Annotated in this window: 19 protein-coding genes and 1 pseudogene; 11 read left to right on the top strand and 9 right to left on the bottom strand. The window is 71.2% G+C overall.

The annotated features are described in order from the left end of the window. Positions 1-43 precede the first annotated feature (43 nt). Both ACFYO2_RS30170 and ACFYO2_RS30165 read right to left on the bottom strand, forming a co-directional pair. Positions 44-1,462 carry a maleylpyruvate isomerase N-terminal domain-containing protein gene (locus ACFYO2_RS30170; RefSeq protein ID WP_388355327.1) on the bottom strand — a complete coding sequence of 473 codons (1,419 nt, stop codon included), beginning with the start codon at positions 1,460-1,462 and terminating at the stop codon, positions 44-46. Then, entirely contained in the window at positions 1,459-2,031 is a 573-nt protein-coding gene (locus ACFYO2_RS30165) for a sigma-70 family RNA polymerase sigma factor (RefSeq protein WP_388355325.1), read from the bottom strand. Before ACFYO2_RS30165 ends, ACFYO2_RS30170 begins: the two co-directional genes overlap by 4 nt. Positions 2,032-2,414: 383 nt before the next feature. On the opposite strand from ACFYO2_RS30165, the gene ACFYO2_RS30160 reads away from it, so the two are divergent. Both ACFYO2_RS30160 and ACFYO2_RS30155 read left to right on the top strand, forming a co-directional pair. Next, positions 2,415-2,795, top strand: coding sequence for an STAS domain-containing protein (locus ACFYO2_RS30160; RefSeq protein WP_388355323.1), 381 nt, complete (start codon positions 2,415-2,417; stop codon positions 2,793-2,795). A gap of 153 nt (positions 2,796-2,948) precedes the next feature. Further along, on the top strand, positions 2,949-3,461 hold the full coding sequence (locus tag ACFYO2_RS30155; RefSeq protein ID WP_388355321.1) for an EF-hand domain-containing protein: 513 nt from the start codon (positions 2,949-2,951) through the stop codon (positions 3,459-3,461). 75 nt (positions 3,462-3,536) lie between these two features. On the opposite strand, the gene ACFYO2_RS30150 is transcribed toward ACFYO2_RS30155, so the two are convergent. Continuing rightward, positions 3,537-5,054, bottom strand: a complete 1,518-nt coding sequence (locus ACFYO2_RS30150) for a class I adenylate-forming enzyme family protein (RefSeq protein ID WP_388355320.1) — start codon at positions 5,052-5,054, stop codon at positions 3,537-3,539. Positions 5,055-5,196: 142 nt separating this feature from the next. Here ACFYO2_RS30150 and ACFYO2_RS30145 point away from each other — a divergent pair, with 142 nt between their 5' ends. The 3 genes from ACFYO2_RS30145 (at position 5,197) to ACFYO2_RS30135 (ending at position 8,296) form a co-directional block, all read left to right on the top strand. Beyond that, a complete protein-coding gene (locus tag ACFYO2_RS30145; RefSeq protein WP_388355318.1) occupies positions 5,197-6,351 on the top strand; it encodes an acyl-CoA dehydrogenase in 1,155 nt (384 codons plus the stop codon). Between the two features lie 23 nt (positions 6,352-6,374). Next, on the top strand, positions 6,375-7,316 hold the full coding sequence (locus ACFYO2_RS30140; RefSeq protein WP_388355317.1) for an acyl-CoA dehydrogenase family protein: 942 nt from the start codon (positions 6,375-6,377) through the stop codon (positions 7,314-7,316). Between the two features lie 518 nt (positions 7,317-7,834). After that, complete coding sequence (locus ACFYO2_RS30135) at positions 7,835-8,296, top strand: ATP-binding protein (protein WP_388355446.1); 462 nt, start codon at positions 7,835-7,837, stop codon at positions 8,294-8,296. Positions 8,297-8,688: 392 nt separating this feature from the next. On the opposite strand, the gene ACFYO2_RS30130 is transcribed toward ACFYO2_RS30135, so the two are convergent. After that, the gene (locus tag ACFYO2_RS30130; RefSeq protein ID WP_388355315.1) at positions 8,689-9,615 is read right to left on the bottom strand and encodes a cyclase family protein; all 927 of its coding nucleotides are present in this window, start codon (positions 9,613-9,615) and stop codon (positions 8,689-8,691) included. Between the two features lie 83 nt (positions 9,616-9,698). Between ACFYO2_RS30130 and ACFYO2_RS30125 the strand changes: the two genes are divergently transcribed. The 3 genes from ACFYO2_RS30125 to ACFYO2_RS30115 all read left to right on the top strand — a co-directional run bounded on the left by ACFYO2_RS30125 (position 9,699) and on the right by ACFYO2_RS30115 (position 12,954). Then, positions 9,699-10,613 (top strand): SDR family oxidoreductase, encoded by a 915-nt coding sequence (locus tag ACFYO2_RS30125; RefSeq protein ID WP_388355313.1) that lies wholly within the window; start codon positions 9,699-9,701, stop codon positions 10,611-10,613. Positions 10,614-10,747: 134 nt separating this feature from the next. Then, the gene (locus tag ACFYO2_RS30120) at positions 10,748-11,905 is read left to right on the top strand and encodes an acyl-CoA dehydrogenase family protein (RefSeq protein WP_388355312.1); all 1,158 of its coding nucleotides are present in this window, start codon (positions 10,748-10,750) and stop codon (positions 11,903-11,905) included. Next, positions 11,905-12,954: a Zn-dependent alcohol dehydrogenase gene (locus ACFYO2_RS30115; protein ID WP_388355310.1), complete on the top strand. Its 1,050-nt coding sequence runs from the start codon at positions 11,905-11,907 to the stop codon at positions 12,952-12,954. The genes ACFYO2_RS30120 and ACFYO2_RS30115 overlap by 1 nt, the downstream gene beginning before the upstream one ends. A gap of 145 nt (positions 12,955-13,099) precedes the next feature. Here ACFYO2_RS30115 and ACFYO2_RS30110 read toward each other — a convergent pair whose 3' ends face one another. Beyond that, entirely contained in the window at positions 13,100-14,143 is a 1,044-nt protein-coding gene (locus ACFYO2_RS30110) for a GlxA family transcriptional regulator (RefSeq protein WP_388355308.1), read from the bottom strand. Between the two features lie 72 nt (positions 14,144-14,215). Here ACFYO2_RS30110 and ACFYO2_RS30105 point away from each other — a divergent pair, with 72 nt between their 5' ends. From ACFYO2_RS30105 to ACFYO2_RS30095, 3 genes and pseudogenes are all read left to right on the top strand, one after another. Continuing rightward, positions 14,216-15,544 carry an MFS transporter gene (locus ACFYO2_RS30105; RefSeq protein ID WP_388355307.1) on the top strand — a complete coding sequence of 443 codons (1,329 nt, stop codon included), beginning with the start codon at positions 14,216-14,218 and terminating at the stop codon, positions 15,542-15,544. A gap of 431 nt (positions 15,545-15,975) precedes the next feature. Continuing rightward, a pseudogene (locus ACFYO2_RS30100) lies at positions 15,976-16,152 on the top strand (peptidase S8); the annotation flags it as partial. A gap of 243 nt (positions 16,153-16,395) precedes the next feature. Continuing rightward, the gene (locus ACFYO2_RS30095) at positions 16,396-16,680 is read left to right on the top strand and encodes a hypothetical protein (RefSeq protein WP_388355305.1); all 285 of its coding nucleotides are present in this window, start codon (positions 16,396-16,398) and stop codon (positions 16,678-16,680) included. 30 nt (positions 16,681-16,710) lie between these two features. On the opposite strand, the gene ACFYO2_RS30090 is transcribed toward ACFYO2_RS30095, so the two are convergent. The 4 genes from ACFYO2_RS30090 to ACFYO2_RS30075 form a co-directional block, all read right to left on the bottom strand. Then, complete coding sequence (locus tag ACFYO2_RS30090; RefSeq protein ID WP_388355444.1) at positions 16,711-17,307, bottom strand: flavin reductase family protein; 597 nt, start codon at positions 17,305-17,307, stop codon at positions 16,711-16,713. Between the two features lie 58 nt (positions 17,308-17,365). Continuing rightward, positions 17,366-18,187: an enoyl-CoA hydratase/isomerase family protein gene (locus tag ACFYO2_RS30085; protein WP_388355442.1), complete on the bottom strand. Its 822-nt coding sequence runs from the start codon at positions 18,185-18,187 to the stop codon at positions 17,366-17,368. A 37-nt stretch (positions 18,188-18,224) separates the two neighbouring features. Further along, on the bottom strand, positions 18,225-20,450 hold the full coding sequence (locus ACFYO2_RS30080) for an acetate--CoA ligase family protein (RefSeq protein WP_388355303.1): 2,226 nt from the start codon (positions 20,448-20,450) through the stop codon (positions 18,225-18,227). A gap of 132 nt (positions 20,451-20,582) precedes the next feature. Next, complete coding sequence (locus ACFYO2_RS30075; RefSeq protein ID WP_388355301.1) at positions 20,583-22,076, bottom strand: flavin monoamine oxidase family protein; 1,494 nt, start codon at positions 22,074-22,076, stop codon at positions 20,583-20,585. Between the last annotated feature and the right edge of the window lie 37 nt (positions 22,077-22,113).

Raw genomic sequence — 22,113 nt, 5'->3', positions numbered from 1 at the left:
GCCCCCACGCACCCGCAGCCGCCGACGGATCCGCAACCCGTCCCTACATCCGGCTCAGGGACGCCGCCGCGAACAGCACATCCCTGATTGCCTCCCTGTCGCCGAGCTGGCCTGCCGCCGCCTCCGTCGGAGACACATGGCCCGCTGCCAGGCGGCAGAACTCCACGCCGTCCAGGGCGACGTGGGCGATCTCGCGATCGGCGGAGCCGATCGCCGCGGGGGAGTCCAAGGGGATCAGCCACTCGCCGCCGCCGTGGCCCTCGATCTCGAGGCGCAGGGTCCGGCCGGGCTCGCCGGCCGGGACGAGGTGCCGGCCGGGGGCCGGTGAAGCGAGCCCGGTCCGGCGCCGTACCGCCAGCGCGGCGGGCAGCATGCGTGCCGCGAGGTCGATCATGCGGTTGAGGTGGCGCGGGGAGGGCGGGCCGTACGGGTAGTCCACCGCCTCGGCGATGTCCTCCGCGTGCACCCAGCACTCGAAGGCGCGGTCCAGCATCGCGTCGCGCAGCGGCAGCTCGAAGGCGCCGTACGAGACGGCCGGCCGGCCGGCGCCGCCGCCCGTGAAGGACACCGTGCGCACCAGGTCGTGGCTCTGCTCCCGCCAGGGCACGCGCACCGACCGGGTCGGCGGGAAGTGCGAGGCCCGCCAGTACGCCTCGGTGCGTCCGGCCGGTGTGGGGGCATCGGCGCTCACCTCGCCCAGCGGGTCGTCGAGGCCGAGGGCGATCGCGACCAGTCCGTCGACGGTGAGCAGGTGTGCGATGACCCCGGCGACCGTCGTACGACGGCTCGTCGCCTCGTTGGCCTGGAACCAGCGCAACCGCACGGGCGCGTGCCATTCGGCGTCGCCTATGTCCTGGAGCAGGGCGTCCAGGCGGGCCGTCTCGGCGTCGTACGGTGTCGCCCAGTCGGGCACCGGGATGCGGGGCGGGCGCCGGTCGAGGCAGCCCTCCAGGACGCGGGTGCGCAGGCCGGGGTCCAGGTCGAGGCTCTCCGGGCGCTGCAGCAGGCCGACCGCCTCGCGCAGGCGCAGGGCCTCGTCGGCGCAGCTCCCGCAGTCGCCGAGGTGGTCCTCGACGGCCAGTGTCTCCTCCGGAGAGCAGGCGGCCAGCGCCCACGCCCCGAGGAGCGCCTTCAGGACCTGGTGCTCCAGGAGGAGCGGCGGGGCGGGCGCGGGCGATTCCGCCGGCGCGGGCAGCGGGCGGCCGCCGTCCTCCACGGAGGCGCGGGGCATGGGTATGCGGGGTGATCGGCCGGGGCCGGGGGTGGGGCCGTTGCCGGGTCCGCCGCCGGAGCCGTTGCCAGGACCGCCGTACCCGCCCTGGCCGTGGCACCTGTCGGCGCCCATGTCGTCGTCGGGCTTGCGGGAGCCGTCGTACACCTCCTGGCCTTCCTCGCCGTCCTGCCCGGTCTCTCCCTCGTCCCCGCCGTGCTCGTACGCGTCGAACCGGCCCTCGTCGCTCATGCCGCACCTCCGTATCCGGGCGGTGCTCCGGCGTCGTGGGCGGTGGAGAGCAGCTGCAGGCCGAGGCGGAGCCGGCGGCGGGCCTCGTCCTCGGTGACGCCGAGGTCGACGGCGGTCTGGCGGTAGTCGCGGCGCTGGAAGTAGGCGAGCTCCAGGGCGGCGCGCAGGGGGACGGGCATGGACTGGACGATGTAGTCGGCGCGGGCGGCGACCGAGGCATGGCGGACCTTGCGCTCCAGGTCCTCGGTGGTGCCGCGGCCCTCCTGGGTCAGGGCGGCGGTCTCGGTGGCGCGCAGCCGCTGCACCGCCAGGCGGTGGGTCAGCGTGGCGACCCAGGTGCGCAGGGGGCCCTGTTTGGGGTCGTAGGCGTCGGGGTGCTCCCAGACGTGCGCGAAGACCTCGCGGGTGATGCCGTCGGCGGCGCGTTCGTCGCCGAGGACACGGTGGGCGAGGCCGTGCACGAGGGAGGCGAAGCGGTCGTAGAACTCGCCGAGGGCGGCCGCCTCACCGCGTGCGAGCCGCTGCTGCATCTTGCGGTCCCAGCGGGGCGGTGCGTCCTTCTTCGCCATGCGGCCCCCTCACCCCTCACCCTGCCGTTGTCCTGGTTCGTGTCCCTGTCAAGCCTGCGCTCACCGTCTCCACGAATGTAGTCGGCACCTCCGACAGTGCACGCCCCTTTGTTCCATTGCGCGCCCCCCGGGCCCGCGAGGTGGTAGTGGATCTCGAGGCGTATCGAGTCGCCTCGATACGCCTGAGTGCACAGCCTCGAAGGCGGCTCCTACCCCCACGCCGCGCGATCAGACCTGATCGAACAGGATCGAATGCGATGGAAACAAGCCTCTTTGGATTTGTTTCCGTTTCTGGGCCCGGGTTTCAGGGAACGGCCGCTGGGCAGCCGCGCTGCAAGGAAGCGTAGGGACAGCTTCCGTTTGCTTTCCGGCGAGCGAAGGGCATGGTGGTGGCGTTCAATGTGACCGGTGGTGGGCAGGGCGAGTGGGCCGTGCTCAGGGTGTCGGGCGAGCTGGATCTGGTGACGTCGCCGGTGCTGCGTCAGCGGGTGCACGACGTGATCGCCGAGGGCGGTCACAGCCTCGTCCTCGACCTCTCCGAGGTCTTCTTCTGCGACTCCAGCGGCGTCGGCGTCCTCATTGCCTCCCGCCGCCTTCTCCGCTCCTGCCAGGGCCGACTTCGTCTGATCCTCCCGGCCCACGGCGCGGAGGACGGCTCCCACGTCAACCGGGTCCTCGGCGCGCTGGGCGTCCGCCGGCTCTTCGACGTCCACCCGAACCTCGAATCGGCGGTGGCCGAAGAGGCCGACCCCCTGTCGGCGTGAGGCCCGGGTCAGCCACGCTCTGCCACACCGTTGTCCCGAAATTCCCCCGGTCTTGGCACAAGCGTCGCTTTCCCGCGCCCTCGGTGCCTTCCGCGTCGTACGCTCCGTGCGAGACAGACCCCGACGACGTCATGTAAGGCGGCACCAAACGACATGGTCAGCAGCGAGTACGAGCGCAGGATCGCCGCCCGGTTCGCCACCTTCGACCAGGACGGCAACGGCTACATCGACCGCGAGGACTTCAATGTGGCGGCCAAGGCGCTGCTCACGGAGTTCGGCACGGCCGCCCGGTCCGACAAGGGCCAGGCCCTGTACCTCGGTGCCGAGGCGTTCTGGCAGGGCATGGCCGGCATAGCGGACCGGGACGGCGACCAGCGCATCACCCGGGAGGAGTTCGTGGGCGGCGCGGTCAAGCGCCTGCGCGACAACCCCGAGGGTTTCGCCGAGATCGCCCGGCCCTTCCTGCACGCGGCACTCGCCGTCGCCGACCCGGACGGGGACGGCGCGGCCACCGTCGAGGACATCGCGCGCGTGCTCGTGATCCTGGGTGTCCCCCAGGACGTCGCCCAGACCGCCGCGACCGCGCTCGACGCGGATGGCGACGGCAGGATCGGCGAGAGCGAGATCGTGACAGCCTTCGCGCGGTACTTCACCGTCCCCGAGTGACCGCGGGTTCACGTCCCCGAGTGACCGCGGGTTCACGTCCCCGAGTGACCGTGGGTTCACGTCGCTGAGCGGCCTTCACCCCACCGCACCCGAATAGCGCTCCCGCAGCTTGTACTTGAGCACCTTCCGCAGCGTCTCGCCCCGCGGAAGGGCGTCCACCACCTCCAGCCGCTCCGGCAGCTTGTGCGTCGACAGCCCTTCCGCGCGCAGATACGACGTCACCGTCTTCAGGGTCAACTCCTCGGCCCCGGACGGCTGTTCCGCCGCCTCGATCACGGCACAGACCAGCTCACCGCGCTCCGCGTCCGGCAGCCCGATCACGGCCACGTCGCCGACGCCCGGAAGCCGGTGCAGCAGGTCCTCGATCTCCTTCGCCGAGATGTTCTCGCCCTTGCGGATGATCACGTCCTTGAGCCGGCCGGTGAGAACCAGATGCCCGGTCTCCGTCAGACGCCCGAGGTCCCCGGTGCGCAGGAACCCCTCCTCGTCGAAGGCTTCGGCGGTCTGTGCCGGATCCAGATATCCCCGGCACACGGCTTCCCCCCGCAACCGCACCTCCCCGTCCACGATCCGTATCTCCATCCCCTCGGGCGGTCGCCCCTCCGTCGTCGCCAGCATCTCCGGCGTGTCGTCCGGCGCCCCCATCGTGATCATCGGCACCTCGGTCATGCCGTACCCGTGGGTCAGCTGCACCCCCATCTCCCGCACGACGGCGTGGTACACCTCCGGCGGCTTGGGCGCCCCGCCGCCCGCGAGCAGCCGCAGGGAGGGGATGACCGGGACGCCCGGCTGCCTCCGCTGCTCGGCCAGGAACATCGAGTAGAACGCCGTCGACCCGCCCGCGATCGTCACGCCGTGCCCGCGGTACGCCTCCAGCGCGTCCGGCAGCGCGAACTGCTCGAACATCACCGCCGGGAAGCCGTACAGCAGCAGCATCACCATGTAGTCCGGCCCGCCGATATGGGCGTACGGGAAGGCGATCGAGCCGACGTCGGAGGCGGTGGGACGCAGCGCGTGGGCGAGGCAGGAGCCGCCCGCGATCAGTGAACGGTCGGTGTGCAGTACGCCCTTGGGGGACGACGTGGTGCCCGAGGTCCAGTAGATCCAGCGGACCGAGGTGCCCTCGGCGGGCGGCGGAGGCAGCACGGACGGATCGCCGTCGGGCAGGCGGTCGTACGCCTCGATGACCCCCTTCGCGCCGAGCCGCCGCGCCATCTCCGTGTGGTCGAAGCCGCGCCACTCGCCCGATACCGCGAAGAACTCCGCCTTCGACTCCCGTAGCGCGAAGGCGACCTCGCGGTCCCGGTAGAAGGGGATGATCGGTGTCTGTACGGCGCCCAGGCGGGCCAGCGCGAAGGACAACAACGCCGTCTCGATACGGGTGGGCAGCTGCCAGGCGACGACCGTGCCGGAGCGTACGCCGAGGTCGTACAGGCCCGCTGCCACCCGCTCGGAGCGGTGGCGCAGCTCTCCGAAGCTCAGCGCGCGCTCCTCCTGGAGGATGACCGGGCGGTCGGGGGTGAGGTCGGCGCGGCGGGTGACCAGGTCCCAGAGGGTGCGGGACGCGCCGAGTGCGCGGGCGGTGTCGTTCACAACGGCCCCCTGTGTAGCTGACGGGTAGTCAGATGGTGGGCAGAGCGTAGGGCTCGGTGCCTTGTCGGTCCAGGGGTGCGGGGCTAGCCTTCCCGGCAGTCCTGTCTGATGGAGCGTCAGGTGCGTGTCGAGGGGGCCGCCCGTGGATCTCGCGTACTCGCCCGAGGAGGAGGAGTTCCGGGCGCGGTTGAGGGAGTGGCTGGCGAAGCTGCTGCCCACGCTGCCGCCGAAGCCGTCGCCCGACGACTGGCCCGGGCGCCGCGCCTACGACCTCGGCTGGCAGCGCATGCTCTACGACGCCGGGTACGCCGGTCTGCACTGGCCGGTCGACGCGGGAGGCCAGGGTGCCACCCCGACCCAGCATCTGATCTTCCTGGAGGAGACCGAGAAGGCCGGCGCCCCCTATGTGGGCGCCAACTTCGTCGGACTCCTCCACGCCGGGCCCACCATCGCCGCCGAGGGGACACCCGAACAGCGGGCACGCTGGCTGCCGCCCGTGCTGCGCGGCGAGGAGGTCTGGTGCCAGGGCTTCAGCGAACCGGACGCCGGAAGCGACCTCGCGGCGCTGCGCACGCGCGCGTGCAGGGACGGCGACGAGTACGTGGTGACCGGGTCCAAGATCTGGACCTCTCATGCCGAAGTCGCCGACTGGTGCGAGCTGTTGGTGCGCACCGACCCGGACGCGCCCAAGCACCGGGGGATCACCTGGCTCGCCATGCCGATGGACGCCCCGGGGATCACCGTACGGCCGCTCAGGACCCTGACCGGGTCCACCGAGTTCGCCGAGGTGTTCCTCGACGAGGTGCGGGTGCCGGTCGCCAACCGGGTGGGCGACGAGAACGACGGCTGGCGCGTGACCATGGTGACGCTGTCCTTCGAACGCGGTACGGCCTTCGTGGGCGAGGTGGTCGCCTGTCGGCGCGTGCTGGGCGAACTCGCCCGCATGGCCCGGAAGGCCGGGCGCTGGGACGATCCGGCGCTCCGGCGGCGGCTGGGCGGGCTCAATGCCGAGTTCCGTGCCCTGTGGCGGCTGACGCAGTGGAACGTGAGCGAGGCGGAGGCGAGCGGCGGCGTACCGGGCGTGGGGGGCTCGGTCTTCAAGCTGCGGTACTCACAGGCCCGCCAGGAGCTGTACGACGCCGCCGCGGACGTCCTCGGCCCGGACTGTCTCGACCTGGACCGGCCGTGGACCCTGGACCGGCTGTCCTCGCTGTCGTACACCATCGCGGCCGGGACCTCGCAGATCCAGCGGAACATCGTGGCCGAGCGGATCCTCGGACTGCCGAAGGGGCGATGACGTGCGAGCCGAGGGGCGATGACGTGCTTTTCCGACTGACGGAGGACCAGCGGGCCTTGCGGGACGGCGTACGACAGCTGCTGGCACGCCGCTTCGACCGCGAGGCGCTGCGGGCGGCCGTGGCGGCGCCGGGGCTGGACCGCGCGCTGTGGCGGGAGCTCGGCGCGGCCGGGTTCTTCGCACTGCGGCTGCCGGAGGCCGACGGCGGGGTCGGACTCGGGCTTCCCGAGACGGTGTTGGCCTTCGAGGAGGCGGGGCGGGTGCTGCTTCCCGGGCCGCTGGTGGCCACGCATCTGGCGGCGGGGGCCGTGCCCGGGGCGGCGACCGGGGAGGTGGTGGTGGCCGCCGTCGACGGGGGGCTGGTGGAATGGCTGGCGGAGGCGGACGTCGTACTGGGGGAGGCGGCCGGTGCCGTACCGCTGCGGTCGGTGGATCCGCTGACGCCGCTGCACCGGGTGGCCGTGGGCTCGCCGGACCCCGTCGCCATCTCACAGTCTCCGGACCTCGTCGCCACTTCGGACTCTCGGGGCCCCGTCGGCGGCTCGGGCTCCCCGGACCCCGTCGCCGTACTCCTCACCGCCGCGGAGCAGCTCGGCACCGCCACGCGCGCGTGCGAGCTGGCCGTGCAACACGCCCGGACGCGTGAGCAGTTCGGGCAGCCGATCGGGGCCTTCCAGGCGGTCAAGCATCTGTGCGCCGAGATGCTGGTGCGGGCGGAGGTGGCCCGGGCCGCGGTGTACGCGGCGGCCGTCACCGCCGACCCGGTGGACATCGCGGCGGCCCGGCTGCTCGCCGACGAGGCCGCCGTGCGCGGCACCCGGGACTGCCTCCAGGTGCACGGCGGGATGGGGTTCACCTGGGAAAGCGAGGTCCACCTGCACCTGAAACGGGCCTGGGTGCGGGCTCAACGTTGCGGCGACAACACGGAGAGTAACGAGACTCTCGCGGCCGATCTGGTGGGCTGAGCGGCGCGGAGGGGCATTGCGCTGGGGTGTCGCCGAGACGGCCGGGACGGATGTCGCGGATTGTGGCATACCGGAATCACGGAGCGTTGATATCGGGTTGTGTCCTAGGTGTGACTCGTCACGTCCCGGAGTCGGACTGCCCCTCCGGTACCTTGTGTGGGATGCGAATGGTTCCGAGCATGAGCCATGCCGGTGTTGCCTCAGGGGCGGCTCCGGATCCGGCGGTGCGCGCCCCTGTTCGCAGGGCAGAAAGGCCCTCGGCCGCTGCCTGTTCGACTTCCCCCAACGAGCGTCGCACAGTATCCCGCACGGGTACTCCTTCGCGCTGGAATATGCCCGAAGCGCTTGTTGGCGTGACTGTACGTCAACCATGCTGTCTCATAAGGGATTCACGTTCCGTGACCCAGGCTTTGGCCATTGTTCTGGCCATGCAAAAAATGGCTACGATCGTGGCCCTCGTGAGGCGCGAGGCTATGTGTCCGCCGGTTCGGATGGTGTGAGCGGTGCAGGTGCTTCAAGTGCAGCTGGAGATCCGGCCCGACCCCGCTGAGGTCGGGCGAGCCCGGAAGTGGGCCCGCTCGCGCCTTGCCGGGTCCGGCATAGGGGACGACGAGCCGCTCGCGGAGATTCTGATCCTGCTCGTCTCCGAACTGGTCACCAACGCCGTGGTGCACACCGGTTGTCCGGCCGTGCTGCGGCTGTCCCTGCCGCCCGTGGAGGCGGCGTCGGCCACCGTACGCCTCGAGGTGGCCGACCGCAGCGACCGCGCCCCGGTGCCGCGGTGCGTGGACGGTGAGCAGACGGGCGGCCGGGGCCTCGCCCTCGTCGACGGACTCGCCGACCGCTGGGGCTGGAGCCCCGAAGGCGTCGGCAAGCGCATCTGGTGCGAACTGGACCGGTGTGCCTCTCCCCGGGAGGGTGCGACGACCTACGGGGACGGCGCTTCGGCGTATGAGGGGCTGGCGTTCGAGGCGGTGTGACCGGCGCACGGATGACCGGAGTCTCGTGAACATGCCGATGGCCTGGTGCGCGGTCGCGGAAAGCGCTGCCGTCCCCTCGTGGACGGCGAATCCGTGCGCCGGGACGTGCTTCTGTGCGCGCCCGCAGACAAACAGGGTGTAAGCGATAAATCCCCGAACGGGTGTTGACGCCGCGTGACCGTTTGATCACCCTTGTGGTCAGCGATTCGCCGCGAGGGGACGACGAGGGTTTCGGTGACGGAAGCCCTCGCCGAGTGTGGGTCGTTATTCGGCGTGAGAAATCGGGGCGGGTGCGCCGGAGTCGGATGGTGGCGCGCGGTGCCGTGCTCGGGGCGGGCGGCGATGCGCCGCCGTCCGACGGTCCTTGGGGGACAGGGGTTCAAGGGTCTGGCTCAGAGGATCGCGACCGGTGCCACCGGGGTTCCCGTGGCGCCGACGAAGGGTTCGGGCATCGCCGACAGCAGGAACGTGTACCGGCCTTCTTGTCCACAGGCTGTGGACAACTTTTCGAGATTCCAGTTCTGGCCCTGGAGCATCCCCATCTCCACGAGGTCGAGCGCGTGCACGGGCAGCCACAGATCCTCGACCTCGGGTGGAAAGATCTCGAAGGTGAGGGTGTCGTTCGCGACCGCGGCGACATCGCGCGCATGGAACCACTCCGGGGTGCGGATCGACAGACCGGGCGACGGATGGCCGTACGCCTGCTTGTCGCCCGCGAGATACACCTGCATCTGCCCGGTCCGTACGAGCACGATGTCACCGGCACGCACGCGCGTACCGGCGAGTTCCTCGGCGGCCTCCAGGTCCTCGGGGGTGACGGCGTGCGCACCGTCGAGCCGGTCCTTGTGGTGTGCCCGGGCCACGTCGAGCAGCACCCCGCGCGAGACGATGTGCCGTGCCTTGTCGATACCGCTGAACTCCGCGCCGCCGTGCGGGGTGACGGTGCCGGCCGGGCGGCCGTTGTAGAGCCGGCCCGAGTGTGAGACGTGGGTGAGCGCGTCCCAGTGCGTGGCGGCCTGCAGGCCCATGGTCACGGCGTCGTCGCTGCACGCCACCGTGCCCGGGCCGAAGATCTCCTGGTTGATCTGCACCATGGCGTGCAGGGGGTTGACCCGGCCGGGCATCAGCCCGGTCTGCACGCCGTCCTGCTGGAGGGGGAGCGCGAGAGGCACCCGATGCCCGCTCCGTACGCAGGCCGCGGCCTCGCGGACGACCTCGTCGGTGATCAGGTTGAGGGTGCCGATCTCGTCGTCCGACCCCCAACGGCCCCAGTTGTTCACGCGCTTGGCGATGTCGTGGAACTCGGCCGGCAGCGACATCCGTCCTCCCCGGGGCTTGTCTCCGACTGTCTCACGGGACATAAAATCTAACGGTCCGTCAGAAACCGCGGGAAGGGGCCGGCATGGGGAACTTCTTGGCAGGCAGGGTGATCGCCGTGACGGGCGCCGGACGGGGGATCGGCCGGGCGGTGGCGCTGGGTGCGGCGGCCGAGGGGGCGCGGGTCGTCGTCAACGACTACGGCGTCTCGACGGACGGTGACTCGCCGACGAGCGAGGTCGCCGAGTCCGTGGTCAAGGAGATAGCGGCGGCGGGCGGCGACGCGGTCGCCGTGGCCGACGACATCTCGACGATGGCGGGCGGGCAGCGGGTCGTCGACGTCGCGCTGTCGTCGTACGGACGGCTCGACGGGGTCGTGTGCGTCGCCGGGATCCTGCGCGAGCGGATGCTGTTCAACATGTCCGAGGAGGAGTGGGATCCGGTGATCGCCACTCATCTGAAGGGCACCTTCACGGTGTTCCGGGCGGCCTCGGCGGTGATGCGGCAGCAGCGGGCGGGGACCCTGATCGGCTTCACCAGCGGCAACCACCAGGGCTCGGTCTCGCAGGCCAACTACAGCGCCGCGAAGGGCGGGATCATCTCGCTGGTGCGAAGCGCCGCGCTCGGTCTGCACAAGTACGGGGTGACCGCCAACGCCGTGGCGCCCGTGGCACGTACGCGGATGTCGGCGAACGTTCCCATGGAGCTCACGGAGATCGGTGAGCCGGAGGATGTCGCCGCGTTGGTCCTCTACCTGCTGTCGGACAAGGCGCGGGAGCAGGGGATCACCGGGCAGGTGTACACGATCGCCGGGCCGAAGATCGCGGTGTGGGCTCAGCCGAGGGAGTTGCGGGCCGCGTACGCGGAGGGGGCGGCGTGGACGCCGGAGCGGATCGCGGAGTTCTTGCCGGGGACTGTGGGGGTGGATCCGATGCCGATGCTTTCTCGGGTGGCGGGGATGTCGCGGGCCGCTGCGCGGGGCGAGAGGCCGAACGCCTAGGAGCTCGGGAGGTTCTGGCGGATGGCGGCTGCGGGTTGTCCGGGGCTTGTCGCGTCCACGCGGCGGAGCCGCATGTCGACGCAGCCCCGCGCCCCTGGGGGGTTGGAGGCGTCCGGTGCTGAGAGGAGAGCCCTGTGGACTTTGAATTCGGCGGTGAGGACGAGGCGTTCCGGGCGGAGGTGAGGGAGTGGCTCGCGGCGCACATAGGGAGTGTGGAGGATCGGCGTGCCTGGGAACGCACCCTTGGTAAAGCCGGGTGGATCGGGCTCGGGTGGGCCGAGGGTGGGTACGGCAATCGGACCGCCGGTCTTACCCAGCAGGTCGTCTGGGCCGAGGAGTACGCCCGGTCGGGTGCGCCGCCGCGTTCGGGCCATATCGGGGAGAAGCTTCTCGCCCCCACCTTGTTGGCCCACGGCACCGATGAGCAGCGGGCCCGGTTCCTGCCGCCGATCGCTGCCGGTGAGGAACTCTGGTGCCAGGGGTACAGCGAACCCGGCGCGGGGTCGGACCTGGCCGGGGTGAGTACGAAGGCCGAACTGGGCCCGGACGGGACGTATCGGATCACCGGGCAGAAGATCTGGACGTCTCTTGCCCACGAGGCGGACTGGTGCTTCGTGCTCGCTCGCACGGAACCGGGGTCCAGGCGCCACCATGGGCTCACCTTCCTGCTCTTGCCCATGGATCAGCCCGGTCGCATCGAGGTGCGGCCCATCCGGCAGATGACGGGGACGAGCGACTTCAACGAGGTCTTCTTCGACGGGGCACGCGCGCGCGTGGAGCATGTCGTCGGGGGTGAGGGCGGGGGCTGGCGGGTCGCGATGAGTCTGCTCGGGTTCGAGCGGGGGGTTTCGATGCTTGCCCAACAGGTCGGGTTCGCCAACGAGTTGGCGCAGGTCGTGCGGGCGGCCGCCGAGTCCGGGGCGGTGCGTGATCCCGTCGTACGGGAACGGCTGGTGCGGCAGTGGGCCGAGTTGCGGGTGATGCGCTGGAACGCCCTGCGCACGCTGGGGAGTTCGGGTGATGCCGGGGCGCCCAGTGTGGCAAAGCTGTTGTGGGGCGGCTGGCATCAGCGGCTCGGCGAGCTGGCGTTGCTGGTGCGGGGCGCTGCCGGGACGGTCGGGCCGGCGGCGTGGTCGGCATCGGCCCCGTACGAACTCGACGTGTTGCAGCATCTGTTCCTGTTCTCGAGGGCCGACACGATCTACGGCGGCTCCGACCAGATCCAGCGCACGATCATCGCCGAGCGGGTGCTCGGTCTGCCGAGAGAACCCAAGGGCCAGGGGGCTGCGTGATGCGAGGCGTGGTGTTCGACGGGACGCGGATCGAGGTCGTGGACGATCTCGACGTACGGGATCCTGGGCCCGGGGAGGTGCTGGTCGCGATCTCGGCGGCGGGGCTGTGCCACAGCGATCTGTCCGTGGTGGACGGGACCATACCCTTCGCCGTTCCTGTGGTGCTCGGCCATGAGGGGGCGGGGGTGGTGGAGGCTGTCGGGGCCGGTGTCACGCATGTGGCGCCCGGGGATCACGTGGCCCTGTCGACGCTCGCCAACTGCGGTGCGTGCGCGGAGTGCGACCGGGGGCGGCCGACGATGTGCCGGCGGGCGATCGGGCGGCCGGGGCAGCCGTTCACGCGGAGCGGGCGGCCCCTGTTCCAGTTCGCGTCCAACTCCGCCTTCGCGGAACGGACCGTGGTGAAGGCCGTGCAGGCGGTGCGCATCCCGAAGGACATCCCCTCGCCGTCCGCGGCGCTCATCGGGTGCGGGGTGCTGACCGGGGTGGGCGCCGTGCTCAACCGGGCCAAGGTGGACCGCGGGGACAGCGTGTTGGTGATCGGCACGGGCGGGATCGGGCTGAACGTCCTCCAGGGCGCACGGATCGCGGGCGCCCTGCGGATCGTGGCGGTGGACGCGAACCCGGCGAAGGAGGGCGTGGCGCGGAGGTTCGGCGCGACCCACTTCCTGACCTCGACGGAGGGAGTGCGGGACATCCTGCCCACCGGCGCGGACCACGCCTTCGAGTGCGTCGGCCGGGTGGAGCTGATCCGGCAGGCGATCGACCTGTTGGACCGTCATGGCCAAGCGGTGCTGCTCGGCGTCCCTCCGGCGACCGCCGAGGCGTCCTTCCTCGTGTCGTCGATGTACCTGGACAAGTCGATCCTCGGCTGCCGGTACGGGTCCTCGCGGCCGCAGCGGGACATCGCGCTGTACGCCGAGCTGTACCGGGAAGGGCGGCTGCTGCTCGACGAGTTGGTGACCGAGACGTACCCGATCGAGGACTTCGAGAAGGCGGCGGCGGACGCGGAGGCGGGGCGGGTGGCTCGGGGAGTGCTGACTTTCTGAGCAGGTCGGGGGCATGTCCCCGGGTGTGTCCCGTGGTGTCCCGGGCATGCCCCGGGGGGATGTCAGGGGTTTTCCACAGGTGCTGGACATGCCCTGGGATGTTGTCAGTCCCGGCCTTCAGCGCGAGGTGCGCCGCGCCGGCCGTTCACCGCAGGGCGCCGACATCGCCGTACCGTTCGGACTCGCCGATTCCCGTCCCGCCGTTGCCGGCCCGGAAGGTGCGGCGATACGCGGTCGGGGTGACGCCGAGGGCCGTCTGTAGGTGCTGCCGCATCGACTGGGCGGTGCCGAAACCGGCGTCCCGGGCCACCTGGTCGATGGAGAGGTCGGTGGACTCCAGGAGGTGCCTGGCCCGTTCGACCCGCTGCTGGGTGAGCCACTGGCCGGGGCTGACGCCGACCTCCTCGCGGAAGCGGCGCGTGAAGGTGCGTACCGACATGGACTCCTGCTCGGCCATGTCCCGCAGCTGGATCGGCTCGTGGAGGCGGCCCAGCGCCCAGGCGCGGGCGGCGGTCGTGGTCGCGAGCTGCGGGTCGGGCACGGGGCGGTGGATGTACTGCGCCTGTCCGCCGTCGCGGTGCGGCGGCACGACCGTACGGCGGGCCACCTCGTTGGCTACGGCCGTGCCGTGGTCGCGGCGCACCATGTGCAGGCACAGGTCGACCCCGGCCGCGACGCCCGCCGAGGTCAGGACGTCGCCGTCGTCGATGAACAGGACGTCGGCGTCGACCTTGATCCGCGGGAAGAGGCGCTGGAGACGCTCGGCGTCCGCCCAGTGCGTGGTGGCGGGGCGGCCGTCGAGGAGGCCGGCGGCAGCCAGGACGTAGACGCCGGTGCAGATGGAGGCGAGGCGGGTGCCGGGGCGGATGTGGGCCAGTGCGGCGGCCAGATCGTCGGTCAGCACGCCCTGCTCGAAGACCGGGCCGAGTTCGTACGACGCCGGGATGATCACGGTGTCGGCGGTGGCCAGCGCCTCCGGGCCGTGGGCGACCTGGATGGCGAAGTCGGCGTCGGTCTCGACCGGGCCGGGCGGGCGGATCGAGCAGGTCACGACCTCGTAGAGGTGTCGGCGCTCGGCGTCCTTGGGGTGGCCGAAGATGCGGTGCGGGATGCCCAGCTCGAAAGGGAGCAGGCCGTCGATAGCCAGGACGACGACGCGGTGCGGACGGAAGCCTGTGGCCGTTTCCATGGCCCGATCCTAGCGAATGCTGTCCTCCGGGCCACTCGAACGGAGGGGCGGTCGGGATGGAAGCTCTATGTCGTGACCCAGACAACCGAAGCCGCCGCAGAGGCAGCCCGCGCCGGAAAGAAGCCGGCCCGCTCGCGGCGGAGCCGCCTGACGGCACTGCACCGGGCGTGGTTCGTGGCCGCTGTCGCCTTTGTGACGATCCTCGGTGCCGCCGCCTTCCGTTCCCTGCCCGGGCTGCTCATCGACCCGCTGCACCGGGAGTTCGACTGGTCGCGCGGCACGATCAGCGCCGCGGTCTCCATCAACCTCGCGCTGTACGGGCTGACCGCCCCCTTCGCGGCGGCGCTGATGGACCGCTTCGGCATCCGCCGGGTCGTCGCCGTGGCCCTGACGGTCATCGCGGTCGGGTCCGGCCTGACCGTGTGGATGACGGCGGCCTGGCAACTGCTGCTGTGCTGGGGCGTGCTGGTCGGTCTGGGCTCCGGGTCGATGGCGCTGGCCTTCGCCGCGACGGTCACCAACCGCTGGTTCACCGAGCGGCGCGGTCTGGTCACCGGCATCCTCACCGCCGCCTCGGCCTCCGGCCAGCTGATCTTCCTCCCCGTGCTGTCCTGGATGGTCGAGACGCACAGCTGGCGCCCGGCGGCCATAACGGTGGCGCTGACAGCCCTCGCCGTCGTCCCCTTCGTATGGCTGCTGCTGCGCGACCACCCGGCCGACGTGGGCCTGAGGCCGTACGGCGCGCCGGAGTTCCTGCCGAAGCCGGCCCCGGTGACCGGTGCCGCGCGCAGGACCGTGACCGTCCTCTTCAAGGCCGCCCGTACCGGCCCCTTCTGGCTGCTGGCCGGCACCTTCGCGATCTGCGGCGCCTCCACCAACGGCCTGATCCAGACCCACTTCGTGCCCGCCGCCCACGACGCCCACATGCCCGTCAGGGCGGCGGCCTCGCTGCTCGCGGTCATCGGTGTGTTCGACGTCGTCGGCACGATCGCCTCCGGCTGGTTCACCGACCGCTTCGAACCGCGCCGGCTGCTGGCGGTGTACTACGCGCTGAGGGGCATGTCGCTGCTCTTCCTCCCGATGCTGCTGGCCCCGTCGGTCCACCCGCCGATGCTCTTCTTCGTCGTCTTCTACGGCCTCGACTGGGTCGCCACCGTTCCGCCCACCGTGGCCCTGTGCCGGGAGCTGTACGGCGAGGACAGTGCCATCGTCTTCGGCTGGGTCCTCGCCTCCCACCAGGTCGGTGCCGCGCTCGTCGCCTTCATCGCGGGCGTCGTCCGTGACGTCTTCGGCGAGTACGACATGATCTGGTACGCGTCGGGGGCGCTGTGTGCGGCGGCGGCGCTGATGGCGCTGGTGATCCGGCGGCGGGCGGCGGATCCGGTGCTGGTCGCGGGCTAGGTGTGCTGTCCGGGGACGTTGGTTCCACGAAGTCCTCGAACGCGAGTTGCCGCGGGTAGGTATCGATGAAGCGCGGCTCTGGCAGCACTGAGTGGTGTGCATCGTGAATTCGTAGGTCACGGGTCTGGTTTGAGTGACGACTCGGGTACTCGCGCTGGTCGGTGGCCGATGACCATGGTGTAGATCATCGGGCGAGTCCGGTTCCGGCGGGATGCCGGGTTCGGCTGCGCCCGCGACCGACCCCCGCCTGCGATCCGTCAGCAGGTCGGCGCGCCATGAGACTGCGGGAGGCTGCGGGGATGCAGGAGCGGCAGTGGATCACCGCTCGCCGGAGCGAACTGGACACCCTCGCCCAGCAGTTGACCAAGCAGCTTCAGGAAGTCCAGGTCGATCGGGACGAACTGGCGATCGCGGAGCGGGAGTTGAACCGCAGCAGCGACTACCCGGCCCAGCACCCGTACAACGCGGCTGGCACGTCCGCCCTCAACGACGTGACCAGCGGCAGCAACGGCTCCTGCTCCACCAGCTCCTTCTGCACCGCGACGTCGGGCTACGACGGCCCGACCGGCTGGGGCACCCCCGAGGGCCTGGACGCCTTCACCGGCTGAGCGCAGGCCGGAACGGACTGAGCACGACCTCCCCGTCGGGTCACGGGGAGCCGCCTGGATGAGGAGTACGTGGGGCCTCCTCGGCGGCATGGAAAGGGAAACGGGTCACGGCAGCCGACCGCGGCCCGTTTCCCCGTCACAATGACCGGACTCGCATACAGCCCCGCCGTTCCGACATGACGGCGCATCGGGCACCATCGTCCGGAGAACGCCGCCCCAACCCACGTCCCGGGGGAAGACCGCATGAAGCGCACGCTCGCAGTCCTGCTCACCGTCGCCGCACTCACCGCGCCACTGGCCGGTTGTAGCAGCAAGTCGAAGACCGTCACTGGCACTGTCGTCAGCAAGGACACGAACTACGAGTGCAAGACGAAGAAGAAGGGTACGAAGAAGACCCGCAGCTGCCACACCGAGTACGAACTGACGGTCCACACGAAGGGCGGGGACGAGGAAGAGATCGACGTCAGCAGCAGCGCCTACGGCAACTGCGTCGAGGGGTCGAGCTACCCCAAGTGCACCACGCGCTAGGTGTGCTGACCGGACAGGGCGCCGACAGACCTAGAGGAAGCGACCCTTGTGGAACAGCAGGGGTGCCTGGTCCTCGTCGCCCGCGCCCAGGGCGTCCACGCGCCCGACCACGATGAGATGGTCGCCGCCTGTGTGCACCGCGTGGATCGTGCAGTCGATCCACGCGAGTGTGCCCGCCAGGCGCGGCGAGCCGGAGGCCGGGGCCGCGTCGTACGCGACGCCCGCGAACTTGTCCGCGCCGGGCACCGCGAAGCCACGGCACAGGTCGCCCTGATGGGCGCCCAGGATGTTGACGCAGAAGAAGCCCGCGCGGGCGATGCGGGGCCATGTCGTCGACGTACGGCCGACCATGAAGGCGACGAGGGGTGGGTCCAGGGAGAGGGAGGAGAAGGACTGGCAGGCGAAGCCGGCGGGATGGGGTTCCGCGTCGGGTGCGGGTGCGGTGACGACGGTCACGCCGGTGGCGAAGTTCCCCAGCACTCGCCGGAACTCGGCCGGGTCGACCGGCAGAGGTTCGTCCTCGCGGACGCACCGCAGCTCGGGGCGCGGCAAGGCCTCGACGGGGTCGGGGCGGGGCCCTGACCTGAGGTAGCGGACGGCGGCTGCCGCCGTCCCTGCTTGTCCCATCATGACTCCCATTGAAGCTGACGGAGCGTCAGATAGGAAGGGTCGAGGGGCCGCTGCGTCAACGGCCCCCGTACTCCGGGCTGCGCCGCTCCGCGAAGCTGCGTATCCCCTCCCGCGCGTCCGCTGTCGTCATGTTGATCTCCTGCGCGGCGGCCTCCGCGGCGAAGGCCGTGGCGCGGTCGGTGTCCAGGGAGGCGTTGACCAGCTGCTTGGTGAGGGCGAGGGCGCGGGTGGGGCCGGTGGCGAGGCGTTCGGCCCACTCGCGGGCCGTCTTGTCCAACTCACCGTCCGGGACGACCCGGTTGACCAGGCCGAGCCGTGCCGCGTCCGGTGCGGTCAGCGCGTCGCCGAAGAACATCAGCTCTTTCGCACGCTGCGGGCCGATCAGACGGGGGAGCAGATACGCGCCGCCGCCGTCGGGTACGAGCCCGCGTCGTACGAACACCTCGATGAACCTGGCGGACTCCGCGGCGAGTACGAGGTCACAGGCGAACGCGAGATGAGCGCCGAGGCCCGCCGCCGTGCCGTTCACGGCGGCGATGACCGGCTTCTCGCAGTCGAGGACCGCGGCGACGAGGCGCTGGGCGCCGGCGCGGATCGTGCGGGCCACGTCACCGGCGACGCGGTCGTCGGCCGGCGGTCCGCCGCGCAGATCCGCGCCCGCACAGAAGCCGCGGCCGGTTCCGGTGATCACGACCGCCCGGACGTCAGGGTCGGCGGAGGCCTCCGACAGCAGCCGGATGACGCGTTCGCGCTGGTCAGGGGTGATGGCATTGAGGGCTTCGGGGCGATTGAGGGTAATGCGGGAGACCTGGTTGTCAGTGGCGTGCTGTACCAATGAATCAATGGAATTTCGGGGCTCTCGGGGGGAATTGGCCATGTTCATCTCAGCTGCGTCCACGTCGGCTGCGTCCATTTCAGCTGCACACCACCAGCGCGTCGAGCGCCACCGCCCCCTGGCCCCTGGGCAGGACCATCAGCGGGTTGATGTCGAGTTCCGCGAGATGGTCCCCGAGTTCCAGTGCCATGCGCTGCACACGCAGGACGACTTCGACGAGCGCGTCGAGGTCCGCCGGGGGGCGCCCCCGGACCCCGTCGAGGAGGGCCCGCCCCCGGAGCTCGTCGCACATGTCCCGCGCCTGCCTCTCGCCGAAGGGCGGCACCCGTACGGCCACGTCCCGCAGCACCTCGACGAGCACACCGCCGAGCCCGACGGTCACCGTCGGCCCGAAGAGCTGGTCGTGCGTGACGCCGACGACCATCTCCACGCCCCGTTCGACCATCTGGCAGACGAGTACGCCGTCCAGGGAGACGTCCTCGTGGCGGGCGATGTCGGTCAACTCCCGGTAGGTGTCCCGGACCTGACTGGCCGAGGTCAGGCCGATCTTCACCAGGCCGAGCTCTGTCTTGTGGGCGATCCGCGCGCCGGACGCCTTCATCACCACCGGGTAGCCCACCAGCCCGGCCGCGCGCACGGCCGCCGCCGCGCTGGTCACCAACTGCTCGCGCGGCACGCGGATTCCGTACGCCCGCAGCAGCTGCTTCGCCGCGTGCTCGCTCAGCTGCTGTCCCGGGCGCATCAGCTCGCGCGCCTTGCGGAAGGACGGCGAGGGGGTGCGCGGCGCCGAGTCGAAGGGGGAGCGGTAGCCGGTCACGAAGCGGTGGTGGTCGAGGTGGGCGCGGACGGCGGTGAGGCAGTTCGCGACCGTCCGGAAGGTCGCCACCCGCGACGAGCCGAGCAGGACCTCGCGGTACGCCGGCTCGGTGCCGACCGGCGAGCCCCACACCACGCACACCAGCTTGTCCGTCCGCTCGGCGGCGTCCACCAGGTCCTGGACGAGCTTGTCGCTCAGCGGCGGGAAGGGCCCGGTGATCGGACAGATCAGGACGCCGACCTCCGGGTCGGCGAGGATCGCGTCGATGATCTTCCGGCCGCGCTGGTCGCCGACCGGGTGCCCGCCGTTGTCGACGGGGTTGGCCACGTTCAGGTACTCGGGTATCCACTGATGCAGCTCGGCCTGCTTCGCCTGCGACAGCTCCGGCAGCCGCAGCCCCGCCTCGGTGGCCAGGTCGGCGACGTGCGCGCCCGTGCCGCCCGAGATCGAATAGACGACGACCCCGTCGGCGCGGGGCGGCCGGGCGCGGGCCAACAAGGCAGCGGTGTCCTGGAGTTCGTCGAGACCGTCGACGCGGATCACCCCGTACTGCCGCATCGCCGCATCCACCACCGTGTCCGCTCCGGTCAGCTTGCCGGTGTGTGAGGCGGCCGTGCGGGCGCCGGTCTCGGTGCGGCCCACCTTGACCGCGACGACCGGCACTCCGCGCCGGGCGGCCCGGTCGGCGGCGAGCAGGAAGGAACGGCCGTCCTTCAACCCCTCGACATAGCAGGCGATGGCGCCCACCTCGGGCTGCTCCGCGAAGTAGGAGAGGAAGTCGGCGGTCTCCAGATCGGCCTCGTTGCCGGTGGGCGCCCAGTGGGAGAGGCGGATGCCGAGCTCCTGAAGGGCGAAGACGGGACGGCCCTGGTGGCCGGACTGGGTTATCAACGCGATCGCGGGACCGTCGAGGTCGTCCCGGAAGTGCTCGAAGGCGTTGAGGTTGGTGTTGGGGCCCAGGAGTCGTATCCCGGACCTGCGCACAGCCGCGGCGAGGCGGGCCTGCGCGGCGGCACCCTCCTCGCCGGTCTCCGCGAAACCGGACGCGAAGACGACCGCGAACCTCACCTTGGCCTCGGTGAGTTCCTCGATCACGGGAAGGGGGTCGGCGACCAGCAGTACGGCGAGATCGACCTGCTCGGGCAGGTCGGCGACGGAAGGGAAGCAGGCGATGCCGAAGACAGCCGGGCGGGTGGGGTGCACGGGGTGCAGTCGGGCCCCGACGCGCTCCGACCAGGCGAGGAGCTGGCGGGTGACGCCGGTGTTGGGCCGCCCCTCCGTGTCCGAGGCGCCGATCACCGCGACGGACTCGGGACGGAAGAAGCGGTCCAGATCGGGGACGTCGGAGTACAGCGGACGTCCGCTGACGTCGAGGTCGTCGACCTCGGCGGGCCGGCCGTGGACGGCGGGCCCGGGTTGCTCGCCACAGGCGATGACCCGGGCGCCGCGGGAGTCGGTGGTGAGGGTGCCGTGGGTTGATCCAAGCATCGGTCCGCCCGCTCCTGTGTGACAGCCAATAACTGACGCAGTGTCAGATTACTGAACTGACGCTTCGTCAGGAATGGTTGTGCAGGCAAAGTTGGCGAACCCCCGGCGAGCCCCCTGCGCGCAAGGCGTCTGTCACAGCGCCGCCAGCACCTCCTTCGCCACCCGCTCTCCCGACCGCACCGCCCCGTCCATGAACCCGTTCCAGTACGTGGAGGTCTCCGTGCCCGCCCAGTGAATGTCCCCGACCGGCCTGCGCAGAGCGGCCCCGTACTGGGTCAGTACCCCCGGCGGGGCGAAGGCGACCGGGCCGCCCCGCGAGAAGCTCTCGTTGTCCCAGCGCTGCAGTACGAAGGAGGTGGGTGACTTCGCCTTGTCCCCGAAGTAGACCGCGTAGTCCTTGAGCACGGCCGCCTTGACCTCGTCGGCGCTCGCCGCGTCGTACGCCCGCATCTCGTCGGCCTCGATGAACCCCATCAGGGCGCCGTGGGAGGCGTCGGGCGGGGAGTTGTCGAAGGTGGAGCGGACGACACCGGTGTCGCTGACGACCTGGCCGTTGAGGCCGTCGGCCCGCCAGAACGGGGTGTCGTAGACGGCGATCGCCTTGCCGATCGAGCCCATCGGCATCCGCTGGGTCAGCTGGTCCCGGGCGGCCGGCAGCAGCGGGTCGTAGGTGATGCGGGCGGCCAGCGGAGGCGGCAGAGCGACGACCACGCGGCGGGCGGTGACCGTCACGCCGTCCGCGGTGACCACGTACTTGGTGCCGGACCGGGTGATCGAGCGCACGGGGGCGTTCAGCACGACTCGGTCGCCGAGGGTGGCCGCCAGCCTGACCGGCACCTGCTGGGAGCCGCCGACGAAGCGGGACTCCTGGGCGCCGCCCGCGGTCTCGGTGAGGCGTTCCAGGGTGCCGGGGGCGGACTCGTTGCCGGCGGCGGCGATGTAGAAGAGGACGAAGAGGAGGGAGAGTTCACGGGGCTGCGCGGAGAAGATCGACGTGCAGGCCACGTCGAGGAGGAACTTGGCGGAGGGAACCACCGCGTTGGCGTTCAGCCAGCTCTCGAAGGTCTGCTTGTCCCACTCGGCCGCCTTCGCCGCCGACCAGGGGGCGTCGAGCGGGACCTGCTTGGCCATGTCGTCGAGCGAGGCCTGCACGATCGCCGCGTTGGCGAGGCCGGCCACGTCGACGGGCGGGACGGCGCCGAGCAGTCCGTCGGTGGCGTAGGCCGTCTTCTTGCCGTCCTTGTAGAGGAGGTTCTTGCCGGTGTTGTAGGTGGGGAAGGTCGCCACACCCAGGGAGTCGGCGAGCGCCTTGATGCGGTCCTGGGTGGGGCCGATGAACTCGCCGCCGCCCTCGGTGACCTGGCCGTTGCCGAGCGGAAGGTTCACCACCCGGCCGCCGACGCGGTCGCGGGCCTCCAGGACGGCCACCGTCCTTCCGGCCGCGACCAGGTCACGGGCCGCGGTGAGCCCGGCGAGGCCGCCGCCGACGACGGCGACCTCCACGTCGCGGGTGGCCGCGGAGGCGGTACCGGCGGCGGTGGTGGTGAGGGTGACGGCGCCGGCGGTCGCGGCGGCGCCGCCGAGCAGGGTGCGTCGGGAGAGCTGTCTTTCGCGTGCCACGTGCATCCTCCGTCATAGCGAGAGGTGGGTGGAGCCGGAAAGT

Source organism: Streptomyces sp. NPDC006602, from assembly GCF_042870385.1.
In the GTDB taxonomy this organism is placed as follows: domain Bacteria; phylum Actinomycetota; class Actinomycetes; order Streptomycetales; family Streptomycetaceae; genus Streptomyces.
The sequence above is the reverse complement of the archived record's forward strand: the minus strand, read 5'-3'. Positions and strand labels throughout refer to the sequence as shown.